Annotated in this window: 16 protein-coding genes; 7 read left to right on the forward strand and 9 right to left on the reverse strand. The window is 64.0% G+C overall.

Annotated features, from left to right (window positions below):
- Nucleotides 1-71: 71 nt before the first annotated feature.
- Nucleotides 72-854 (forward strand): exodeoxyribonuclease III, encoded by a 783-nt coding sequence (gene xth, locus OVA12_RS15970; RefSeq protein ID WP_268139050.1) that lies wholly within the window; start codon nucleotides 72-74, stop codon nucleotides 852-854.
- A 76-nt stretch (nucleotides 855-930) separates the two neighbouring features.
- Nucleotides 931-1,344 (forward strand): hypothetical protein, encoded by a 414-nt coding sequence (locus OVA12_RS15975; RefSeq protein ID WP_268139051.1) that lies wholly within the window; start codon nucleotides 931-933, stop codon nucleotides 1,342-1,344.
- 93 nt (nucleotides 1,345-1,437) lie between these two features.
- Here OVA12_RS15975 and OVA12_RS15980 read toward each other — a convergent pair whose 3' ends face one another.
- The gene (locus tag OVA12_RS15980) at nucleotides 1,438-2,274 is read right to left on the reverse strand and encodes a tetratricopeptide repeat protein (RefSeq protein WP_268139053.1); all 837 of its coding nucleotides are present in this window, start codon (nucleotides 2,272-2,274) and stop codon (nucleotides 1,438-1,440) included.
- Nucleotides 2,275-3,137: 863 nt separating this feature from the next.
- Between OVA12_RS15980 and parE the strand changes: the two genes are divergently transcribed.
- The 4 genes from parE to OVA12_RS16000 all read left to right on the forward strand — a co-directional run bounded on the left by parE (nucleotide 3,138) and on the right by OVA12_RS16000 (nucleotide 8,953).
- On the forward strand, nucleotides 3,138-5,246 hold the full coding sequence (gene parE, locus OVA12_RS15985) for a DNA topoisomerase IV subunit B (RefSeq protein WP_268139055.1): 2,109 nt from the start codon (nucleotides 3,138-3,140) through the stop codon (nucleotides 5,244-5,246).
- Between the two features lie 140 nt (nucleotides 5,247-5,386).
- Nucleotides 5,387-6,070 (forward strand): hypothetical protein, encoded by a 684-nt coding sequence (locus tag OVA12_RS15990; RefSeq protein WP_268139057.1) that lies wholly within the window; start codon nucleotides 5,387-5,389, stop codon nucleotides 6,068-6,070.
- 179 nt (nucleotides 6,071-6,249) lie between these two features.
- Complete coding sequence (locus tag OVA12_RS15995) at nucleotides 6,250-7,740, forward strand: DEAD/DEAH box helicase (RefSeq protein ID WP_268139059.1); 1,491 nt, start codon at nucleotides 6,250-6,252, stop codon at nucleotides 7,738-7,740.
- Nucleotides 7,741-7,894: 154 nt separating this feature from the next.
- The gene (locus tag OVA12_RS16000; RefSeq protein ID WP_268139061.1) at nucleotides 7,895-8,953 is read left to right on the forward strand and encodes a GGDEF domain-containing protein; all 1,059 of its coding nucleotides are present in this window, start codon (nucleotides 7,895-7,897) and stop codon (nucleotides 8,951-8,953) included.
- Here OVA12_RS16000 and tenA read toward each other — a convergent pair whose 3' ends face one another.
- From tenA to OVA12_RS16040, 8 genes are all read right to left on the reverse strand, one after another.
- Nucleotides 8,954-9,616 (reverse strand): thiaminase II, encoded by a 663-nt coding sequence (tenA, locus tag OVA12_RS16005; protein WP_268139063.1) that lies wholly within the window; start codon nucleotides 9,614-9,616, stop codon nucleotides 8,954-8,956. It abuts the gene before it with no gap.
- Between the two features lie 38 nt (nucleotides 9,617-9,654).
- The gene (locus tag OVA12_RS16010) at nucleotides 9,655-10,035 is read right to left on the reverse strand and encodes a HesB/IscA family protein (RefSeq protein ID WP_106753200.1); all 381 of its coding nucleotides are present in this window, start codon (nucleotides 10,033-10,035) and stop codon (nucleotides 9,655-9,657) included.
- Between the two features lie 87 nt (nucleotides 10,036-10,122).
- On the reverse strand, nucleotides 10,123-10,518 hold the full coding sequence (locus OVA12_RS16015) for an SUF system Fe-S cluster assembly protein (protein WP_268139065.1): 396 nt from the start codon (nucleotides 10,516-10,518) through the stop codon (nucleotides 10,123-10,125).
- A 10-nt stretch (nucleotides 10,519-10,528) separates the two neighbouring features.
- Complete coding sequence (locus OVA12_RS16020) at nucleotides 10,529-11,776, reverse strand: cysteine desulfurase (protein WP_268139067.1); 1,248 nt, start codon at nucleotides 11,774-11,776, stop codon at nucleotides 10,529-10,531.
- Nucleotides 11,777-11,905: 129 nt separating this feature from the next.
- Nucleotides 11,906-13,225 carry a Fe-S cluster assembly protein SufD gene (gene sufD / locus OVA12_RS16025; RefSeq protein ID WP_268139069.1) on the reverse strand — a complete coding sequence of 440 codons (1,320 nt, stop codon included), beginning with the start codon at nucleotides 13,223-13,225 and terminating at the stop codon, nucleotides 11,906-11,908.
- Between the two features lie 14 nt (nucleotides 13,226-13,239).
- Nucleotides 13,240-13,995: a Fe-S cluster assembly ATPase SufC gene (sufC, locus tag OVA12_RS16030; protein WP_106753204.1), complete on the reverse strand. Its 756-nt coding sequence runs from the start codon at nucleotides 13,993-13,995 to the stop codon at nucleotides 13,240-13,242.
- A 72-nt stretch (nucleotides 13,996-14,067) separates the two neighbouring features.
- The gene (gene sufB / locus OVA12_RS16035; protein ID WP_268139071.1) at nucleotides 14,068-15,540 is read right to left on the reverse strand and encodes a Fe-S cluster assembly protein SufB; all 1,473 of its coding nucleotides are present in this window, start codon (nucleotides 15,538-15,540) and stop codon (nucleotides 14,068-14,070) included.
- Between the two features lie 125 nt (nucleotides 15,541-15,665).
- Nucleotides 15,666-16,835 carry a cysteine desulfurase family protein gene (locus tag OVA12_RS16040; RefSeq protein WP_268139073.1) on the reverse strand — a complete coding sequence of 390 codons (1,170 nt, stop codon included), beginning with the start codon at nucleotides 16,833-16,835 and terminating at the stop codon, nucleotides 15,666-15,668.
- 297 nt (nucleotides 16,836-17,132) lie between these two features.
- Between OVA12_RS16040 and OVA12_RS16045 the strand changes: the two genes are divergently transcribed.
- Nucleotides 17,133-17,819, forward strand: a complete 687-nt coding sequence (locus OVA12_RS16045; protein WP_268139075.1) for an alpha/beta hydrolase — start codon at nucleotides 17,133-17,135, stop codon at nucleotides 17,817-17,819.
- The last annotated feature ends 104 nt before the right edge of the window (nucleotides 17,820-17,923 follow it).

Raw genomic sequence — 17,923 nt, forward strand, 5'->3', positions numbered from 1 at the left:
TCAATGCTGGCTGGACCGGGGCAGGCCTGATATCACCTTTTGTCTCTGCAATCCAAACTGCCGGACGACCGATGAAGATCGCCACCTGGAACATCAACGGCGTCAAGGCGCGCCTCGAAACCGCGCTGACCTGGTTTGCCGAAGCCAAGCCGGACATCGCCTGCCTGCAGGAGATCAAGTCGGTCGACGAGGGATTTCCGACTGCCGCCTTCGAGGACCTTGGCTATCACGTGGCGACGCACGGCCAGAAGGGCTTCAATGGCGTGGCGATCCTGTCGCGGCAGCCGCTGGAGGACATCCGGCGCGGACTGCCCGGCGACGACAGCGACGAACAGGCCCGCTACATGGAGGCGACGGTGTCGACCGCGACGGGTGCGGTGCGCGTCGGCTGCCTGTACCTGCCCAATGGCAACCCGCTGGGCACAGAGAAATTCCCCTACAAGCTTGCCTGGATGGACCGGCTGATCGCCCATGCAAGGGCTCAGCTTGAGCTGGAAATGCCGTTCGTGCTGCTGGGCGACTACAATGTCATCCCGGATGCCCGCGACGCCCGCAATCCGCAGGACTGGCTGGGCGATGCACTGTTCCAGCCCGAAAGCCGCAGCCGGTTCCAGGCGCTCGTCAATCTCGGCTTTACCGAGGCGGTGCGGGCGACCACGGATGCCGCCGGCACCTACACGTTCTGGGACTATCAGGCCGGAGCCTGGCAACGGAACAACGGCATCCGCATCGACCATCTGCTGCTGTCGCCGCAGGCGACCGACCTGATGCGCGGCGTCGGCATCGATTCGCATGTCAGAGGCTGGGACAAGCCCTCGGACCACGTGCCGGTCTGGGTCGACCTGGCCGCCTGAAACGGCCACAAACTGCCAGCTTCACAAGCCCCGCCGACGTGCTAGGCTGTTTTCCGTTCTGGCGGAGGGCAGAGCCATGGGCATGAGACGTGCAAGGCTGGTCAATGCGGCAAGCGTCAGTCGTCTGACCGCAGGTCTCCCGGCGGCTTTGGCAGCGCTCTTCATCGCCATCACGCAGCCTGCGACCGCAGCGCCCCCGTCAACCGGCTCGACCACGCCAGCACCGGCAACAGCTACAGCGGCTGGTTCCGGTCCTTCCCGCACCACAGCCCCCGACCCTGCGTCATGCATCTGCCGGGCCCAGGGCCAGGACCATGAGCTGGGCGCAACGATCTGCCTGCGTGGACCGCGCGGGCCCCGCATTGCGAAATGCGTCATGGTGCTGAACAACACGTCGTGGAAATTCACCAACGCGCCTTGCGCGATGGCCGATGCCTCACCGTGGACGGCCAAACGCCTGCCCGTTGCCTGGCTGCTCACAGGCAACTGAAGCGTCCAACCAGGTCATACGGATCGGTGGTCGTGGGTCTTGGGTCTTGGGGGTACTCCGGCAGGACAGCTGACGGCTGCCCTGCAGAGTTCCTTACTGCAGCTGCAGGGATGTGGCGGCTGTCGCGGTGGTAACGCCGTTGCGGGCGATCCAGGCTTCGGCATGCTTGGCAGCCGTGCGCCGGACGTCCTCGTCGGCCAGGGCGAAGTAGCGCTCCTGCAGGTCGACGATCCAGCGGGTTTCAGCCTCAAGACCGGCATGCGAGCGGGCAATGGTCAGCCACATCAGGCCACGCTCCCGGTTGCCTTCGGCCGAGCCAAGATTGAACAGCGTTTCGCCCAGCAGCGCCTGTGCCCCGACATGGCCCTTGATGGCCGCCAGATTGAACCAGCGCACAGCCAGGAGCTCGTTGTTGTCGCGGTAGAGACGGCCAAGGGCAAACTGCGCCTCGGCATCGCCGTAATAGGACGCGGCATGGGTGAAGATCTGGCGGGCCCGGCCCGGATTGGCCTTGATCGCCGAATTCTTGATGCCGTTGAGATAGTAATTGCCGAGCGCGACAAAGGCGCTGGCCACAAAGGGCGCCTGCGGCGACGACGGGCTGTCCTCGCCATGCAGATTGACCACCTGGCTGTAATATTCGAACGCCTTGACGTCATCCTCGGTGACGCCATCGCCTTCCGCATACATGCGGCCGAGCTTCCAGGCGGCCATCGGCTGGCCGTTTTCGGCCGCGTAGCGCAGGGAATCGACGGCGGCGCGCTTGTCGCCGGCGTAATATTTCTTGGCGCCGAGACGAAGCGCCTCGCTGGCGGTCATCTTTTCCGGCGTGATCTGCTCGTTGCGCGCCGGCGTGCCATCAAAGGCATGGGCCGGCGCCAATAGGGCCAGATGCAAACCAACAAGTACGAGACACTGCATGCTACGCATGATGGCGAAACCTGCCTGGGGGCGGCGCGCGTGCGACCTGCCCCGTCTTGCCAGTGCAGCCAGCCGTGAGGCGGCCGCACCGAGGGCTATCCTGGGCCGGGCAATCAGTTGCCCGACTGAATTTCTTACACTGTAGGCAAGCATTCCGGCGGCAGTTTGGCCAAGGCGGTCAGGAATGTGGCGAATCGGGGATGATGCCGTGATGCGGCCCTCCACACTCCCATCGCTCACTCCAGTTGCTACGCGCAAACCGTTACCCCTGTGCTGCCCTCAAAAGCCGTCCACCCGATCCCCTGCCAGGATCGCGAGCAGATCGGCGTCAACTTGCAGGATGTTCCGTCCGGTTCATCCTGTTGCCCCAAGTCGCCGCCTGTTCTTCCGCAACGGGTGAAGCCCAATCGTGGCCGAACAGCGGCAAGTTTTGCCCGGTTCAGTTCTAGCGCAACTGTTGCCTGCTGGCTGTTGCAGCCGCGCCACAACTCGGCCGCTTCGCTATCCCGCGATCAGCGTGACAGCCGCGCAGAACGCCAGCACTCCGGCGCAAACGAGATCGATCCGCGCACGCAGCGTGCGCAGGCTGAAAAGATCGGCCACACGAGCCTCCCCAATTGTGAAATGTCCATCCCCTGGCTCAGCGTTGCCGCTGATTGAGCCAGTTAAGCAGAGACCGGTTGAGATTCGGTTGAGCCCGCCTTTCAAAAGCTGCGCTTCACAGAATTCCGGGCCTGCATGGCGTGCGGGGCTTTGAGTCCTGCTGCGGGACTGAGACAATTGACCCCGAATCGGCATCAGCGCATAAGGCGCACCGAAGCGGTCGGCACTCGCCGAACCCACCGAGAATTTGTGACAGGCAAGCTGAACTGATGAGCGCAGACAAGGATCTTTTCGCCCGACCGCAGACCGCAGCCGCAACAGCTGCGCCGGCTGCTCCATCGGGACCGTCCGCGCCCAAGGCTGCGCCGCGCCCGGTAGAGCCAGTAGCTGTCGAGCCAGCGCCGCCAGCGCCCCGCCCTGCCCGCCCCGAGCCCAAGGCATCGGCCAGCGAGGACTACACGGCGGCCGACATCGAGGTTCTGGAAGGTCTGGAACCGGTGCGCCGGCGCCCCGGCATGTATATCGGCGGCACTGACGAGAAGGCGCTGCATCACCTCTTTGCCGAGATCATCGACAACTCGATGGACGAGGCCGTGGCCGGCCATGCTACCTGGATCGACGTGTCGCTCAGTGCTGATGGCTATATCACGATCATCGACAACGGCCGCGGCATCCCGGTTGACCCGCATCCGAAGTTCAAGGACAAGTCCGCGCTCGAAATCATCATGACCACGCTGCATGCGGGCGGAAAGTTCGACAGCAAGGTCTATGAGGCATCCGGCGGCCTGCATGGCGTCGGATCGTCGGTGGTGAACGCGCTGTCAGAGGAAATGGTTGTCGAGGTGGCGCGGGCGCGCAAGCTCTACCGCCAGACCTTCCAGCGCGGGCGACCGGTCGGGCCGCTGGAACTTGTCGGCGACGTGCAGAACCGCCGTGGCACCCTGGTCCGGTTCAAGCCAGACTGGCAGATCTTCGGCAAGGAGGCCCGCTTCGAACCGGCCCGGCTGCTGCGCATGGCAAGGTCCAAGGCCTATCTGTTCGGCGGCGTCGAGATCCGCTGGCACTGCGATCCCTCGCTGATCGGCGAGAAGGACAAGACGCCGGCCGAGGCGGTGTTCCATTTCCCCGGCGGCCTGAAGGATTTCCTCGGCGAGCGGCTCGGCACCGAGCGCAAGGTGATCGACGACATTTTTGCCGGCAAGGTCGGCGAGCCCGGCAAGCATGGCTCCGTCGAATGGGCCGTGACCTGGTTTGCCGGTGACGGCTTCCTGTCGTCCTACTGCAACACGGTGACAACACCGGAAGGCGGCACGCATGAGGCGGGCCTGCGCTACGCGCTGCTGCGCGGCCTCAAGGGCTATGCCGATCTGGTCGGCAACAAGAAGGCCGCGATCCTGACCTCCGAGGACATCATGACCTCGGCGGCGGGCATGTTGTCGGTGTTCATCCGCGAGCCGGAGTTCGTCGGCCAGACCAAGGACAAGCTGGCGACCAACGAGGCGACCCGGATCACGGAAAACGCCCTGCGCGACGCCTTCGACCATTGGCTTGCCGCATCGCCGACCCAGGCCAACAAGGTGCTGGAGTGGGTGATCGACCGCGCCGAGGAGCGCCTGCGCCGCCGCCAGGAAAAGGACGTGGCGCGCAAGACGGCGGTGCGCAAGCTGCGCCTGCCCGGCAAGCTGGCCGACTGCTCGGCCAACCAGGCCGAAGGCACGGAACTTTTCATCGTCGAGGGCGATTCGGCAGGTGGCTCGGCCAAGCAGGCGCGCAACCGCATGAACCAGGCCGTGCTGCCGCTGCGCGGCAAGATCCTGAACGTTGCCAACGCAGGCCGCGACAAGCTGGCCGCCAATCAGCAGCTGGCCGACCTTATCCAGGCGCTGGGGGCCGGAACACGGTCGCACTACAAGGATCCGGATCTTCGCTACGAGAAGATCATCATCATGACCGACGCCGACGTGGACGGCGCGCATATCGCCTCGCTGCTGATCACATTCTTCTATCAGGAAATGCCGGAGCTGATCCGCAACGGGCATCTCTACCTCGCCGTGCCGCCGCTGTATCGGCTCACACAGGGCGGCAAGACCATCTATGCCCGCACCGACGCCCACAAGGACGAGCTGCTGACCAGCGTGTTCAAGAACAAGGGCAAGGTCGAAATCGGCCGCTTCAAGGGCCTTGGCGAAATGCTGCCGAGCCAGCTGAAGGAAACGACCATGGACCCGTCCAAGCGCACGCTGCTGAAGGTCGAGGTCCTGGAAGGCGACGAGGACGGCACGCGCGATGCAGTCGACCAGCTGATGGGCAACAAGCCCGAGGCACGGTTCCGTTTCATCCAGGACCGGGCCGAATTCGCGCAGGATCTCGACATCTGACCCCTTTCAGCGCCATGCTGTATCCGGGGAGTGGCCGCGCTGGCGTGGTGGCGCCGATTGCCGGGCGATTGACCGGCAGCGGTTGATCCGCTACCGCGTTCAGCAGGCTGGCCAAGTATGGCGTGTGGGGAGTTCAGGTCATGCTGCAGAGCGTCTATTCCGTCTATGACCGGGTACGGCGACCCTTGCGCAACCACCATTATCTCGTGTTGCCAGGCGGCAAGCTCGCCTATGCGCGCATTCCAGGCCGGCCGGAACAGATCGCGCGGCCGGTGCTGGCAGCGCTGGATGCCGGTGCCGAGGACAGCGGCTGGTTCGACGAAATCGAGCTTTTGACCGCGCGCGAACTTGGCCGCCGCTACGCCGACATCACCGTGTTTGCCTTTGTCCAGCCGCCGGCTGAACGGATTGCTGCCGCGTATGAGCTTGTGATCGGGTCGGGAAAACCACTGCCGACATTCTATGCCCGCCACGGCTTCCAGCCCGGCATGAGCCTTGCCCAGTTCGTCCTGCGCGTCTGCCAGATCAGCGATCTGCGCGCGGACAACCTGTTCCGGTCGCAGGCGCATATGCTCGAGCGCCGACCGGCTAGCAAAAGCCTGGTCCTGCGCACGGACCAGCTCGGCAAGGGATGGCCGCGCCTGTCGGAGCTGCTTGCCGCGGCCGGTGGCCTGCGTCTGCCGGACTGCCCGGAACCTGCAGGCGATGCTGAACCCAAACCCGTGACCCGGGCCTGCGAACTCGAGGCTGGCCCGCTCGCCAGCCGGCTGGCGCGCCGATATGCGCAGGACATGCAGCTCTACTTCGCCGACGAGCGCGTGTAATCGCGTATCCCGCCCAAGTCAGAGGCAGCGTGTTAGCTTTAAGCGCAGCAAATCGCGCTGAAACTCAAGGAAAACGTTGACACTCCGGACGTTGGCTGTAGGTTGGCGCCAATTGCGGAGACCCGTGACAGCCGCGTCTCCCCTCCACCTTAGCGACCCAGAAGTGGACATACTCCCTTATGTCTTTCGACACGCTCGGCCTCAGCGAGAAAGTTCTCCAGGCAGTAGCCGCCTCCGGATACACGGAGCCCACTGCCATCCAGAAAGGCGCGATTCCTTACGTCATTGAAGGACGCGACGTTCTTGGCATCGCTCAGACCGGCACCGGCAAGACGGCTTCCTTCACGTTGCCGATGCTGACGAAGCTCGAAAAGGGCCGCGCGCGCTCGCGGATGCCGCGCACGCTGATCCTCGAGCCGACGCGCGAACTTGCTGCACAGGTGCAGGAAAACTTCGAGAAATACGGCGTCAATCACAAGCTGAACGTTGCCCTCCTGATCGGCGGCGTCTCCTTTGGCGACCAGGACAAGAAGATTGACCGCGGCGCAGACGTGCTGATCGCCACTCCGGGCCGGCTGCTGGATCACGTCGAGCGCGGCAAGCTGCTGCTGCAGGGCGTCGAGATCCTCGTCATCGACGAAGCCGACCGCATGCTCGACATGGGCTTCATCCCGGACATCGAGCGTATCTGCAAGCTGATTCCCTTCACGCGCCAGACCCTGTTCTTCTCGGCCACCATGCCGCCGGAGATCCAGCGCCTGACCGAAACCTTCCTGCAGAACCCGGCCAAGGTCGAGGTCTCGACCCGCTCGTCCACGTCCTCGACGATCACCCAGTATCTGGTGGCGACGGGGGGCGAAGACTACGAGAAGCGCCAGACGCTGCGTGACCTGCTGGCCCAGGCGGAAGACCTGCAGAACGCCATCGTGTTCTGCAACCGCAAGGTCGACGTGGCGACCCTGTTCCGCTCGCTGGAACGGCACGGTTTCAACGTCGGCGCGCTGCATGGCGACATGGACCAGCGCACGCGCATGACCATGCTCGACAATTTCCGCAAGGGCAATCTGAAGCTCCTCGTGGCCAGCGACGTGGCCGCGCGCGGTCTCGACATCCCCGATGTGAGCCACGTCTTCAACTTCGACGTGCCGATCCATGCCGAAGACTATGTGCATCGCATTGGCCGTACCGGCCGGGCCGGTAGAACTGGCGTGTCCTATACGCTGGTAAGCGGAGATGACGCAAAGTATCTCGCAGCTATCGAGAAGGTAATCTCCAAGACGATCGACTGGCTCGGCGAGCCGCTCGACTTTGAAGCAGCCATTGCCGAACGCAAGGAACGCCGCAAGGCCGCACGTGCTGGCGGCGGCGACAAGCCGAAGCGTGGTCCGCTGCGCGAACGCACACCGCGCGTCCGTGAAACTACGGAAGACGCAGGGGAAGCACCGCGCCGCGAGCGCACGCGCAAGCCGCGCGTCGAAGCCCCAGCTGAAGATCGCGCGACCGAGATGCGGCAACCGCGCGAAGAGGCGCAGCCGCGTCAACCGCGCCCGCAGCGCGACCGCGCACCGCGACGTGACCGCGGTCAGGACCATGACGAACCGGTCATTGGACTTGGCGATCACGTGCCGGCGTTCCTCCTGCGCGATCCGCGCGCGAAGAAAGCCTCCTGACACCGACAAACTTACTGCGAACCTTACGTGGCGTTTGAAACAAATATTGTTAAAATCGCCTAGGTTTACTCCGCATTAAGCCTCGCAACGTTAGGCTGCGCGAGTGGGAGGTTGCACAGAAGTGCAACCTGAAGGTGGATTGCAGGATATCGGCATGTCGGACCATGAGGATTTCAAGCGTACAATCGCCTATGGTGAATCAGCGCTGTCCTACATCCGGCGCAACTCATTGGCTGCCTATCCGCGCAATTATGAGCTGTGGTACACCTATTCGGCAGGTTTCAATCACAGCCTGAACCGCGCCATCAACGACATCATCACCGTCAAGGGCGGCGTCAACAGCGACGACCTGCAGAAGGTCTACGCCAAGTTCCTGTCGCCGAACCGTCTTGGTGACCGGATCGATGAGGTTGGGGCAAAGGTTGCCGAGGAGGTCCAGGACCTCGTCGATGCCATCCGGATCAGCACCGATGCGACCGCAGACTATAGCGAGGCGCTTGAGACGGCGAGCGAGAAGTTGAAGGATCTGTCGGATCCTGAAAAACTGCGCGTCGTTGTCTCGCATATGATCAAGGCGACCCATGCTGCCGTTGCTGCCAACCAGAACCTGGAAGGCCAGCTGCTGGATTCTCGCCGCCAGATCGAGACGCTGAAAGAGAACCTCGAGGCGATCCGCTACGAATCGCTGACCGATGATCTGACGACCCTGAACAACCGCCGGCACTTCGACATGATGATCGAGAAGGCCGTGTTGCATGCGGCTGACAGCGGCGAGCCCTTTGCCCTGCTCGTCACCGACATCGATCATTTCAAGAAGTTCAACGACACCTTCGGGCACCAGACCGGTGACCAGGTGCTGCGCCTCGTCGCGCTGGCCGTGAAGCAGAACGTCAAGGGTCAGGACTGCGCCTGCCGCTATGGCGGTGAAGAGTTCGCCATCATCCTGCCGAACACGACCTTGTCCGCCGCGATGGACGTGGCCGAAAACATCCGCAAGGCGGTCTATTCCAAGGAGCTGGTCAAGCGTTCGACCGGTGAGAACCTCGGCCGCATCACCATGTCGATCGGTGTGTCGGAATTCCATGCCGGCGACTCGTCGCAGACCGTGATCGCCCGCGCCGATCTGGCGCTCTATGCCGCCAAGCGCGAAGGCCGCAACCGGGTCAAGTCAGAGGCCGACGAGGGTGTCGTCGAGGATACGCGCGTCGCCTGATCAGGCCGCGTCCAGTCCCATCTGCCAGAAGTCAGCTTCCAGAATGCTCGCCTGTGCGAAGAGATGGGTGAGCCTCGAGAGCCGTGCCGGCGTCTCATACTGGCCGGCAATCCGGTCGAGCCAGTCGGCAAAGCCCGCAGCTACCTCCTGATAGGCATCCGAGGCATATTCCTCGATCCAGCGGCCATAGGGATTGGCCGAATCAACGCCGCCAGGGCGCGATGCCAGTGTCCGCCCGATTTCCGCGTAGCCCAGCACGCAAGGCGCCAGCGCGACCATCAGGTCGAGAAGATCGCCCTGCCCGCCGGCATCCAGCACGAAGCGGGTGTAGGCCATGGTCTGGCGTTCCTCGCGGGCAGCCTCCAGATCCTGCCGCGACAGGCCCCAGCCGGCACAGAGCTCGACATGCAGGTCCATTTCCATGTCGAGGATTGCCTTGACCCCGCCGAGGGCCTGACGCATGTCACCGAGCGTCGGGCTCTTGTAGATCGCCAGCGCATAGGCGCGGGCGAACTGGATCAGGAACAGGTAGTCCTGCACCAGATAATGCCGGAAGGCCGCCTGTGGCAGCGTGCCGTCGCCCATCTGGCGGACAAAGGCATGCTCGACATAGGCTGACCAGTCATCCGGTGCAGCCGTCTTCAGGCGGTCAAAGAAGGACATGGGATAGGTCCGCGAGGGAGAGGCAAAAGGCCGGGGCGTCAGGACAGCGCGAGCGCGGCGGGATCTGCCGCCTTCAGCGATACGGATTCGCCGCAGCCGCAGGACGAGACCTCATTGGGATTGCGGAAGACGAAGCCCGCACGGAACTTCGTCACTTCGAAATCCATCTCCGAGCCGATCAGGAACAGGACAGCCGAAGGATCGATGAAGACCCGGGCGCCGTCGCTCTCGACGACATCATCGCGCGGATCGGCGGTCTCGACCATCGACATGGTGTATTCCATGCCCGCGCAGCCGCCCTTCTTGATGCCGACGCGCAGACCGAGCTTGGGCGTGTCTGCATCCTGCATCAGCTCCAGCACGCGGCCGGCGGCAGCTGGGGTGACTTTCATGATCTGAAACTTGCGGGCCGATGCCATCGTCCGTTTTCCTTCGGCGCCTTGCGCCTCTGTCATGCGTCCTGGCCCAGTATATGGGGATGCTGGCCGGGATGCAAAAGACCTGTCTCAATACCAGTTCAGGGCCACGCGCGCCTCTTCGGACATGCGGTCCGGGGTCCAGGGCGGATCAAAGACCATCGACACGGACACGGCACCAACGCCGGGGACGGCGCCGATGGCGTTCTCGACCCAGCCCGGCATTTCGCCAGCGACCGGGCAGCCCGGTGCCGTCAGGGTCATGTCGACCTTGATCGAGCGGTCATCCTCGATATCGACCTTGTAGATGAGGCCCAGCTCGTAGATGTCGCAGGGAATTTCCGGATCATAGACCGTCTTGAGGGCGGCAATGATATCGTCGGTGAGGCGCGCCAGCTCGTCCTCGGGAATGCCGGAGGTCGTCAGGTCCAGCGCCGTTGCGGCGGTGGTCGAGGCGTCAAGCCTTGCGGCGGAGGTGTCGTCCATTGGGGGTCCCTCAGGCAAAGAACTTCTGGGCTTTCAGCAGCGCCTCGACCAGCACGTCAACTTCCTCGAACGTGTTGTAGAGGCCAAAGCTTGCGCGGCAGGTGGAGGTCACGCCATAGCGGGCGAGCAAGGGCTGGGCACAATGGGTGCCCGCCCGGACCGCGACGCCGGACCGGTCGATGATCGTGGCCACGTCATGGGCATGGGCACCTTCCATTTCGAAGGCGATGATCGCGCCCTTGCCAGGCGCACTGCCGAAAATGCGCAAGGAATTGAGCGCGGACAGCCGCTCCGTCGCATAGTCGAGGAGCGCGGCCTCATGCCGGGCGATGCGGGCTCGGCCAACGCTTTCCATGTAGGTCAGCGCGGCCCCAAGCCCGATGGCCTGGACAATCGGCGGCGTGCCGGCCTCGAAACGATGCGGCGGGTTGGCATAGCTGATCGCATCCTCGGTGACATCGGCGATCATCTCGCCGCCGCCGCAGAAGGGACGCATGGCCTTCAGCGCATCCATCTTGCCGTAGAGCACACCGATGCCGGTCGGGCCGTAGACCTTGTGGCCGGTGAAGACATAGAAGTCGCAGTCGATGTCGCGCACGTCGACCGGCATGTGCACGGCCGCCTGGCTGCCGTCGACCAGCACCTTGATGCCGCGCTCATGGGCAATCCGGCAGATTTCCTTTACCGGCACCACCGTGCCCAGCACGTTGGACATGTGGGTGATGGCGACCAGTTTCGTCCGGTCGGTCAGCGCCGCCTCGAAGGCGTCAAGGTCAAAGGAGCCGTCCTCGCGCACATAGACCCACTTCAGCACCGCGCCATTGCGCTCGCGGTGGAAGTGCCAGGGCACGATGTTGGAGTGGTGCTCCATGATCGACAGGACGATCTCGTCGCCCGGCCCGAAGGTCTCGGGCCCGAGGCCGTAGGAGACCAGATTGATCGCTTCGGTGGTCGAGCGGGTGAAGATGATCTCGTCGCCGCTGCCGGCGTTGAGGAAGCGGCGGACAGTCTCCCGCGCGGCCTCATACGCCTCAGTGGCGGCATTTGAAAGGAAGTGCAAGCCACGGTGAACATTGGCATATTCACTGGAGTACGCCTTCACCATCGCGTCGATCACGGCCTGCGGCTTCTGGGCCGAGGCGCCGTTGTCGAGATACACCAGCGGCTTGCCATAGACCTCGCGCGACAGGATCGGGAAATCCTTGCGGATGGTCTCGACATCATAGGCCTTGTCGAGTGTTGCCGTCGCGACCGTCATGCCGCCTGCTCCAGGGTTCTTGTGGGGCGAGCTTTGCCTGCCAGCCCCCGTCCCGGCCGTCTGCCGGGAGCGGATATCGTTTCAGCCAACCAGTCCCGGCCGGATGCCGGGACGGGCAATTGCGGCGCTTCAGGCGACTGCGAGCCAGTCGCGCACGCGCTGTTCCAGAACGTCCGTCACGTCGTCCTCGCCGAACTCCTCGATGGCCTCCGACAGGAAGGCCAGCACCAGGAGGGTGCGGGCTTCGGCTTCCGGAATGCCACGGGCGCGCAGATAGAACAGAAGGTCCTCGTCGATCTGGCCGCAGGTGGCACCATGAGCACAGATAACGTCGTCGGCGAAGATTTCCAGTTCAGGCTTGTTGGCCATTTCCGCGCCTTCGGAAAGGAGCAGAGCCTGGGTCATCATCTCGCCATCGGTCTTCTGGGCGTGCTGGGCCACGTTGATGCGGCCCTGATAGACGCCGCGCGCCTCACCGTCGAGCACGGTCTTGAAGAACTCACGGCTGTTGCAGTGAGGCACGGCGTGGTCGACGATCAGGGTCTGGTCGGCGAGCGCCTTGCCGCGTGCCATCGAGACGCCGTAGATCTTGGCCTCGGAGTGTTCACCGGCAAAGGCGACGAACTGCTGGTTGCGGGCGAACTCAGGACCGGCGATGAAGCCGAGGGTCTTCAGCTCGGCTTCCGCGCCAAGCCGCGACAGGGTGGTGGCAAGCACGGCGCCGGCCGCTTCACTGGTCAGAAGACGGGTCGAGGCAAGCTTGGCCTTGTCGGCAACGACGTAGTCGAAAACGGCGTTGATCTCCCCTGCCCCGGCATTGCCGGCGAAGGTCTCGATCAGACGCAGCTGCGCGCCCTCAGCCAGCTCGACGCGGCAGCGGGTGACCTGACCGCCTCCGCTGACGGCGATCTGGATCAGCTCGACCGGCTTTGCGATCTCGGCCCCCGCCTTCACGGACAGCACGACGCCGCCCTGGACGAAGGCGGTGTTGAGCGCCAGCACGCCATCGGACCCGGCCGACTTCGGCTGGGCAAGCAGCGCAGCGCCGCCTTCACCGGCAAGGGCCGTGCTGAAATCCGTGACGCTGACGCCTTCAGCGGCCAGCGCCGCCACGTCGCTGAGCCCCGGCAGGAAGGTGCCGTTGGCGATGACAATGCGGAAGCGGTCGAGGTCGCCCAGGAGACCGGCCGACGCGAGCGCTGCCTTGGCCTCGGCCTCGGTGACTGCGGCGGCAAGCGGGGCAGCCGACTTCAGGAAGGCGCGCAGGTCCGAGTACTTGTACTCCTCGACCCGGCGGTGCGGCAGGCCCTTGGCCCGGAGCTGCGCGGCGGCCTCAGCCCGAAGGGCTGCCACCGGCGCGGACCCGGCAAGACCCGCCTGCGCGGCATCGAACCGGTCCAGAAGACCGGTTTCTGCCTGCGTCAGAGTGATCGGTGTGGTCACGTTCATCTCTCCGGCCCCGCTCAGGCTGCTTCGCCGACGTAGTCAGCGTAGCCGTTCTTTTCCAGCTCCAGCGCCAGCTCCTTGCCGCCGGTCTTGACGATCCGGCCCTTCGACAGGACATGGACGACGTCCGGCACGATGTGGTCGAGCAGACGCTGGTAGTGGGTGATGACGATCATCGAGCGCTCCGGCGAACGCAGCTTGTTGACGCCTTCCGAAACGATGCGCAGGGCGTCGATGTCGAGGCCGGAGTCCGTCTCGTCGAGGACGCAGAGCTTGGGCTGCAGCAGCGCCATCTGCAGGATTTCCGAGCGCTTCTTCTCGCCGCCGGAGAAGCCGACGTTGAGCGGACGCTTCAGCATGTCCATGGTGACGTTGAGGTCAGCCGCCTTGGACTTGACCAGCTTCAGGAAGTCCGGGATCGACAGCTCGGCCTCGCCACGCGCCTTGCGCTGGGCGTTGAGGGCCGTCTTCAGGAATTCCATCGTGGCGACGCCCGGGATCTCGATCGGATACTGGAAGGCCAGGAACACGCCGGCAGCGGCGCGGGCATCGGCTTCCATGTCGAGGAGGTTCTCGCCGTTGAACAGGATCTCGCCTTCGGTGACTTCATAGTCTTCCTTGCCGGCGAGGATGTAGGATAGGGTGGACTTGCCCGATCCGTTCGGCCCCATGATGGCATGGATCTCGCCCGGATTGACGGTCAGGTTGATGCCGCGCAGGATCTCGGTGCCGTCTTCGGCGATGCGGGCGTGCAGGTTCTTGATCTCAAGCATTGAGATAGTCCTCATTCAGTCAGCGGCACCAAGCGGGCGCCAGAATAATCAGGGTTCTTGGGATGATCCGGCTTAACCGACCGAGCCCTCAAGGCTGATCGAGATCAGCTTCTGGGCCTCGACGGCGAATTCCATCGGCAGCTGCTGGATCACGTCCTTGACGAAGCCGTTGACGATCAGGGCGACGGCCTCTTCCTGCGACAGGCCACGGGCCATGCAGTAGAACATCTGGTCGTCGGAGATCTTCGAGGTGGTGGCCTCGTGCTCGAACTGGGCGGTGGCGTTTTTGCTCTCGATATAGGGCACCGTATGTGCGCCGCAGTCCTGGCCGATCAGCAACGAGTCGCACTGGGTGAAGTTGCGCGCGTTCGAGGCCTTGCGGTGGGCCGAGACGAGACCGCGATAGGTGTTCTGCGACTTGCCGGCGGAAATGCCCTTGGAGATGATGCGGCTCGACGTATTCTTGCCGAGGTGGATCATCTTGGTGCCGCTGTCGACCTGCTGGTGACCATTGGAGACGGCGATCGAGTAGAACTCGCCGCGCGAGTTGTCGCCGCGCAGGATGCAGGACGGGTACTTCCAGGTGATGGCCGAGCCGGTTTCCACCTGGGTCCAGGAGATCTTTGAGTTCTTGCCACGGCAGTCGCCACGCTTGGTGACGAAGTTGTAGATGCCTCCCTTGCCGTCCTTGTCGCCGGGGAACCAGTTCTGGACGGTGGAATACTTGATCTCGGCATCATCGAGCGCGATCAGCTCGACCACGGCGGCATGCAGCTGGTTTTCATCGCGCTGCGGTGCGGTGCAGCCCTCGAGATAGGACACATAGGCGCCCTTCTCGGCGATGATCAGCGTGCGCTCGAACTGGCCGGTGTTCTTCTCGTTGATGCGGAAATAGGTCGACAGTTCCATCGGGCAGCGCACGCCCTCCGGGATGTAGACGAAGGAGCCATCCGAGAACACAGCGGAATTCAGCGTGGCGTAGTAGTTGTCCGTGACCGGAACCACTGAGCCCAGATACTTGCGGACCAGGTCCGGGTACTCGCGCAGGGCTTCGGAGATGGAACAGAAGATGACGCCGGCCTTCTTCAGCTCGTCCTTGAAGGTCGTGACGACGGAAACGCTGTCGAACACGGCATCGACGGCGACGCGGTTCTTCGGCTCGACGCCGGCAAGGATTTCCTGCTCGCGCAGCGGAATGCCGAGCTTCTCGTAGGTCCGCAGCAGTTCCGGATCGACCTCGTCGAGGCTCGTCGGGCCGGCAACGCTCTTCGGCGCGGACCAGTAGTAGAGATCCTGCAGGTCGACCGGCGGATAGTCGACGCGGGCCCAGGTCGGCTCGGTCATGGTCTGGAACCGGCGCAGCGCATCGAGGCGCCATTCGGTCATCCACTCCGGCTCGTTCTTCTTCGCCGACAGGAAGCGGACGGTTTCCTCGCTGAGGCCGCGCGCGCCCGTCTCCGACTCGATATCGGTGACGAAGCCATACTTGTACTGGTCGACGTCAATCGCCTTCACCCGGTCGATTGTTTCCTGCACAGCGGGCATTTCTACTCTCCATGGCACCGGCTTCAAGGGCCGGCTCGTCTGGTTTTGCCGCGGTCTGCGGCGCTTTCGGAAGGCCTGCATCTGCAGGCCCGGATCAGGGTCGGGCGGGCTGTGATGCGGCCGGTTCAGGCGGCATGCTGCACCGCAGCCGGGTTCAGCCGGCTGGCTACCTCTCCCCACAGATCAAGAAACCGGGCAACATCGGCCTCGGTTGTCGTCCAGCCGAAGCTGACGCGAATGGCGCAGCGCGCCAGGGTCTCGTCGACGCCCATGGCGGCCAGAACATGCGACACCCCGACCTTGCCGGACGAACAGGCGGAGCCGGAGGACACCGACGCGCCCTTGAGGTCGCAGGCAATGAGTGCCAGTTCGGCAGGAACGCCCGGAACGGCAAAGCAGGACGTGTTGGGCAAGCGCAAGGCCGCGTCGCCAAACACCACCGCAGACCTGCATATATGGTGCAGGCCTTGTTCGAAAAGGTTGCGCAGGCGCAAAAGCTCTGCGCTTTCCGCATGGCAGTCGGCGATTTCGCGGGCGACGGCGCCAAACCCGGCGATCGCCGCCACATTTTCCGTGCCGGCGCGGCGATGATGCTCCTGTCCGCCGCCCACGAGCAACGCCGACGGGGCCACCGCCGAGGAAGCCAGCACCAGCGCACCCATGCCCTGCGCCCCGCCAACCTTGTGCGCCGACAAGCTGATGGCATGGGCCTGCCAGTCCTTCGGCGCAACCGGCAGACGGCCAGCAGCCTGGACGGCATCGACATGGAACAGGCCGCCGCTGGCAGCGACGCGGGCACCGATCTCGGCCAGCGGCTGAATCACCCCGGTCTCGTTGTTTGCGGCCATGACACTGACCAGCGCCGGGCCGCCCTCGGACAAAAGCTGGTCAAGATGGTCAAGCCGGATGCGGCCGTCGGCATCCACCTCAATCGTGCGGATCTGGCGCGGCGAAAAGCGGCCGCCGGACCGGACGCTCGGATGTTCCACGGCCGAGATCAGGAGGCGTTCGGGATAGATCGGACCATCCGCCCCCTGCCAGGCCTGCGACAGGGCCAAGGTGTTGGCCTCCGTCGCGCCGCTGGTGAAGATCACGGAGCGCGCCTTGACGCCGCAGGCCGCCGCCAGCGCCTCACGCGCCGCCTCGACCAGACCGCGCGCGCGCCGGCCGTCACCATGCACGGAGGACGGATTGCCGGTCAGCTCCAGCGCCTCAAGCATGGCCGTACGCGCCTGCGGCCGGAGGGGCGCAGTGGCGTTGTGGTCAAGATAAAGGCGCGGGGCAGCGGTTGTCATGGCCGTTTGCCAGGGTCCTCAAAACGGGGCGTTCACGGTTCGGACGTCCGGTTCGCGATCAAATGACATCCAAGTCAACGGAAAACTTGAAATTCCCCGTCGTGATGATGATAAGTGCGCCGAGCGCTCGAACGCAGACCACAGGGCCAACGGCCAGACGATCTGTGTTTGAACCATTCTAAAGAAGGTTTTAGAAACTCGGAACCCGAAAGTCAAGTTTAGACCTCCGGGATTTCACGTATCTGGACCATATGTCCCGGGTCTGGCTCCGGGAAACAAAAAAGGACATCGCGCTTCATGCCCGAGGTGATCTTCAACGGCCCGGCCGGACGACTGGAAGGCCGTTTCCATCCCGCCAAGCGGCGGAATGCGCCGATCGCTCTGGTGCTGCACCTGCATCCGCAGTTCGGCGGCACCATGAACAACCAGATCGTCTACCAGCTGTATTACATGTTCGCGCAGCGCGGATTTGCCGTCCTGCGCTTCAACTTCCGCGGTGTCGGCCGGTCGCAGGGCTCCTTCGACCACGGCCAGGGCGAGTTGTCGGATGCTGCTGCCGCGCTGGACTGGGTGCAGACCGTCCATCCGGACGCCCGCGCCTGCTGGATCGCCGGCTTCTCCTTCGGCGCCTGGATCGGCATGCAGCTGCTGATGCGCCGGCCGGAAGTGGAAGGTTTCATCTCGGTCGCGCCGCCGGCAAACCTGCACGACTTCTCCTTCCTGGCCCCCTGCCCGTCCTCAGGGCTCATCGTTCATGGCGACAATGACAAGGTGGTGCCGCAGAAGGACGTGCAGAACCTCGTCGACAAGCTGAAGACGCAAAAGGGCATCATCATCGATCACGAGACGATCCCGGGCGCGAACCACTTCTTCGAGAACAACATCGACGACCTGATGCTGCGCTGTGGCACCTATCTCGACAAGCGCCTCGGCCTCGACATGCCGCCGCCGCTGATCCCGGCCCTGCCGGCAAGCGAAGATTGATCAAACTATTAGGACCCGCCTCTGGCGGGTCTTTTTTTGTCCCTTGCCGCCATCGACGCGCAAGTCCTGACGCACTTTGCTCCGTCAGGCGATCGAATCAGCTT

The sequence above is a fragment of the Pannonibacter sp. SL95 genome (assembly GCF_026672425.1).
Lineage (GTDB): Bacteria > Pseudomonadota > Alphaproteobacteria > Rhizobiales > Stappiaceae > Pannonibacter.

Coding starts and splice junctions, on each gene's coding strand:
- OVA12_RS15990 (WP_268139057.1), top strand. CDS start 5,387: ATGCTGCAGAGCGTCTATTCCGTCTATGACCGGGTACGGCGACCCTTG.
- OVA12_RS16000 (WP_268139061.1), top strand. CDS start 7,895: ATGTCGGACCATGAGGATTTCAAGCGTACAATCGCCTATGGTGAATCA.
- OVA12_RS16020 (WP_268139067.1), bottom strand. CDS start 11,776: ATGACGGTCGCGACGGCAACACTCGACAAGGCCTATGATGTCGAGACC.
- OVA12_RS15995 (WP_268139059.1), top strand. CDS start 6,250: ATGTCTTTCGACACGCTCGGCCTCAGCGAGAAAGTTCTCCAGGCAGTA.
- sufD (WP_268139069.1), bottom strand. CDS start 13,225: ATGAACGTGACCACACCGATCACTCTGACGCAGGCAGAAACCGGTCTT.
- OVA12_RS15980 (WP_268139053.1), bottom strand. CDS start 2,274: ATGCGTAGCATGCAGTGTCTCGTACTTGTTGGTTTGCATCTGGCCCTA.
- tenA (WP_268139063.1), bottom strand. CDS start 9,616: ATGTCCTTCTTTGACCGCCTGAAGACGGCTGCACCGGATGACTGGTCA.
- OVA12_RS16010 (WP_106753200.1), bottom strand. CDS start 10,035: ATGGCATCGGCCCGCAAGTTTCAGATCATGAAAGTCACCCCAGCTGCC.
- OVA12_RS16045 (WP_268139075.1), top strand. CDS start 17,133: ATGCCCGAGGTGATCTTCAACGGCCCGGCCGGACGACTGGAAGGCCGT.
- OVA12_RS16015 (WP_268139065.1), bottom strand. CDS start 10,518: ATGGACGACACCTCCGCCGCAAGGCTTGACGCCTCGACCACCGCCGCA.
- sufC (WP_106753204.1), bottom strand. CDS start 13,995: ATGCTTGAGATCAAGAACCTGCACGCCCGCATCGCCGAAGACGGCACC.
- OVA12_RS16040 (WP_268139073.1), bottom strand. CDS start 16,835: ATGACAACCGCTGCCCCGCGCCTTTATCTTGACCACAACGCCACTGCG.
- sufB (WP_268139071.1), bottom strand. CDS start 15,540: ATGCCCGCTGTGCAGGAAACAATCGACCGGGTGAAGGCGATTGACGTC.
- xth (WP_268139050.1), top strand. CDS start 72: ATGAAGATCGCCACCTGGAACATCAACGGCGTCAAGGCGCGCCTCGAA.
- parE (WP_268139055.1), top strand. CDS start 3,138: ATGAGCGCAGACAAGGATCTTTTCGCCCGACCGCAGACCGCAGCCGCA.
- OVA12_RS15975 (WP_268139051.1), top strand. CDS start 931: ATGGGCATGAGACGTGCAAGGCTGGTCAATGCGGCAAGCGTCAGTCGT.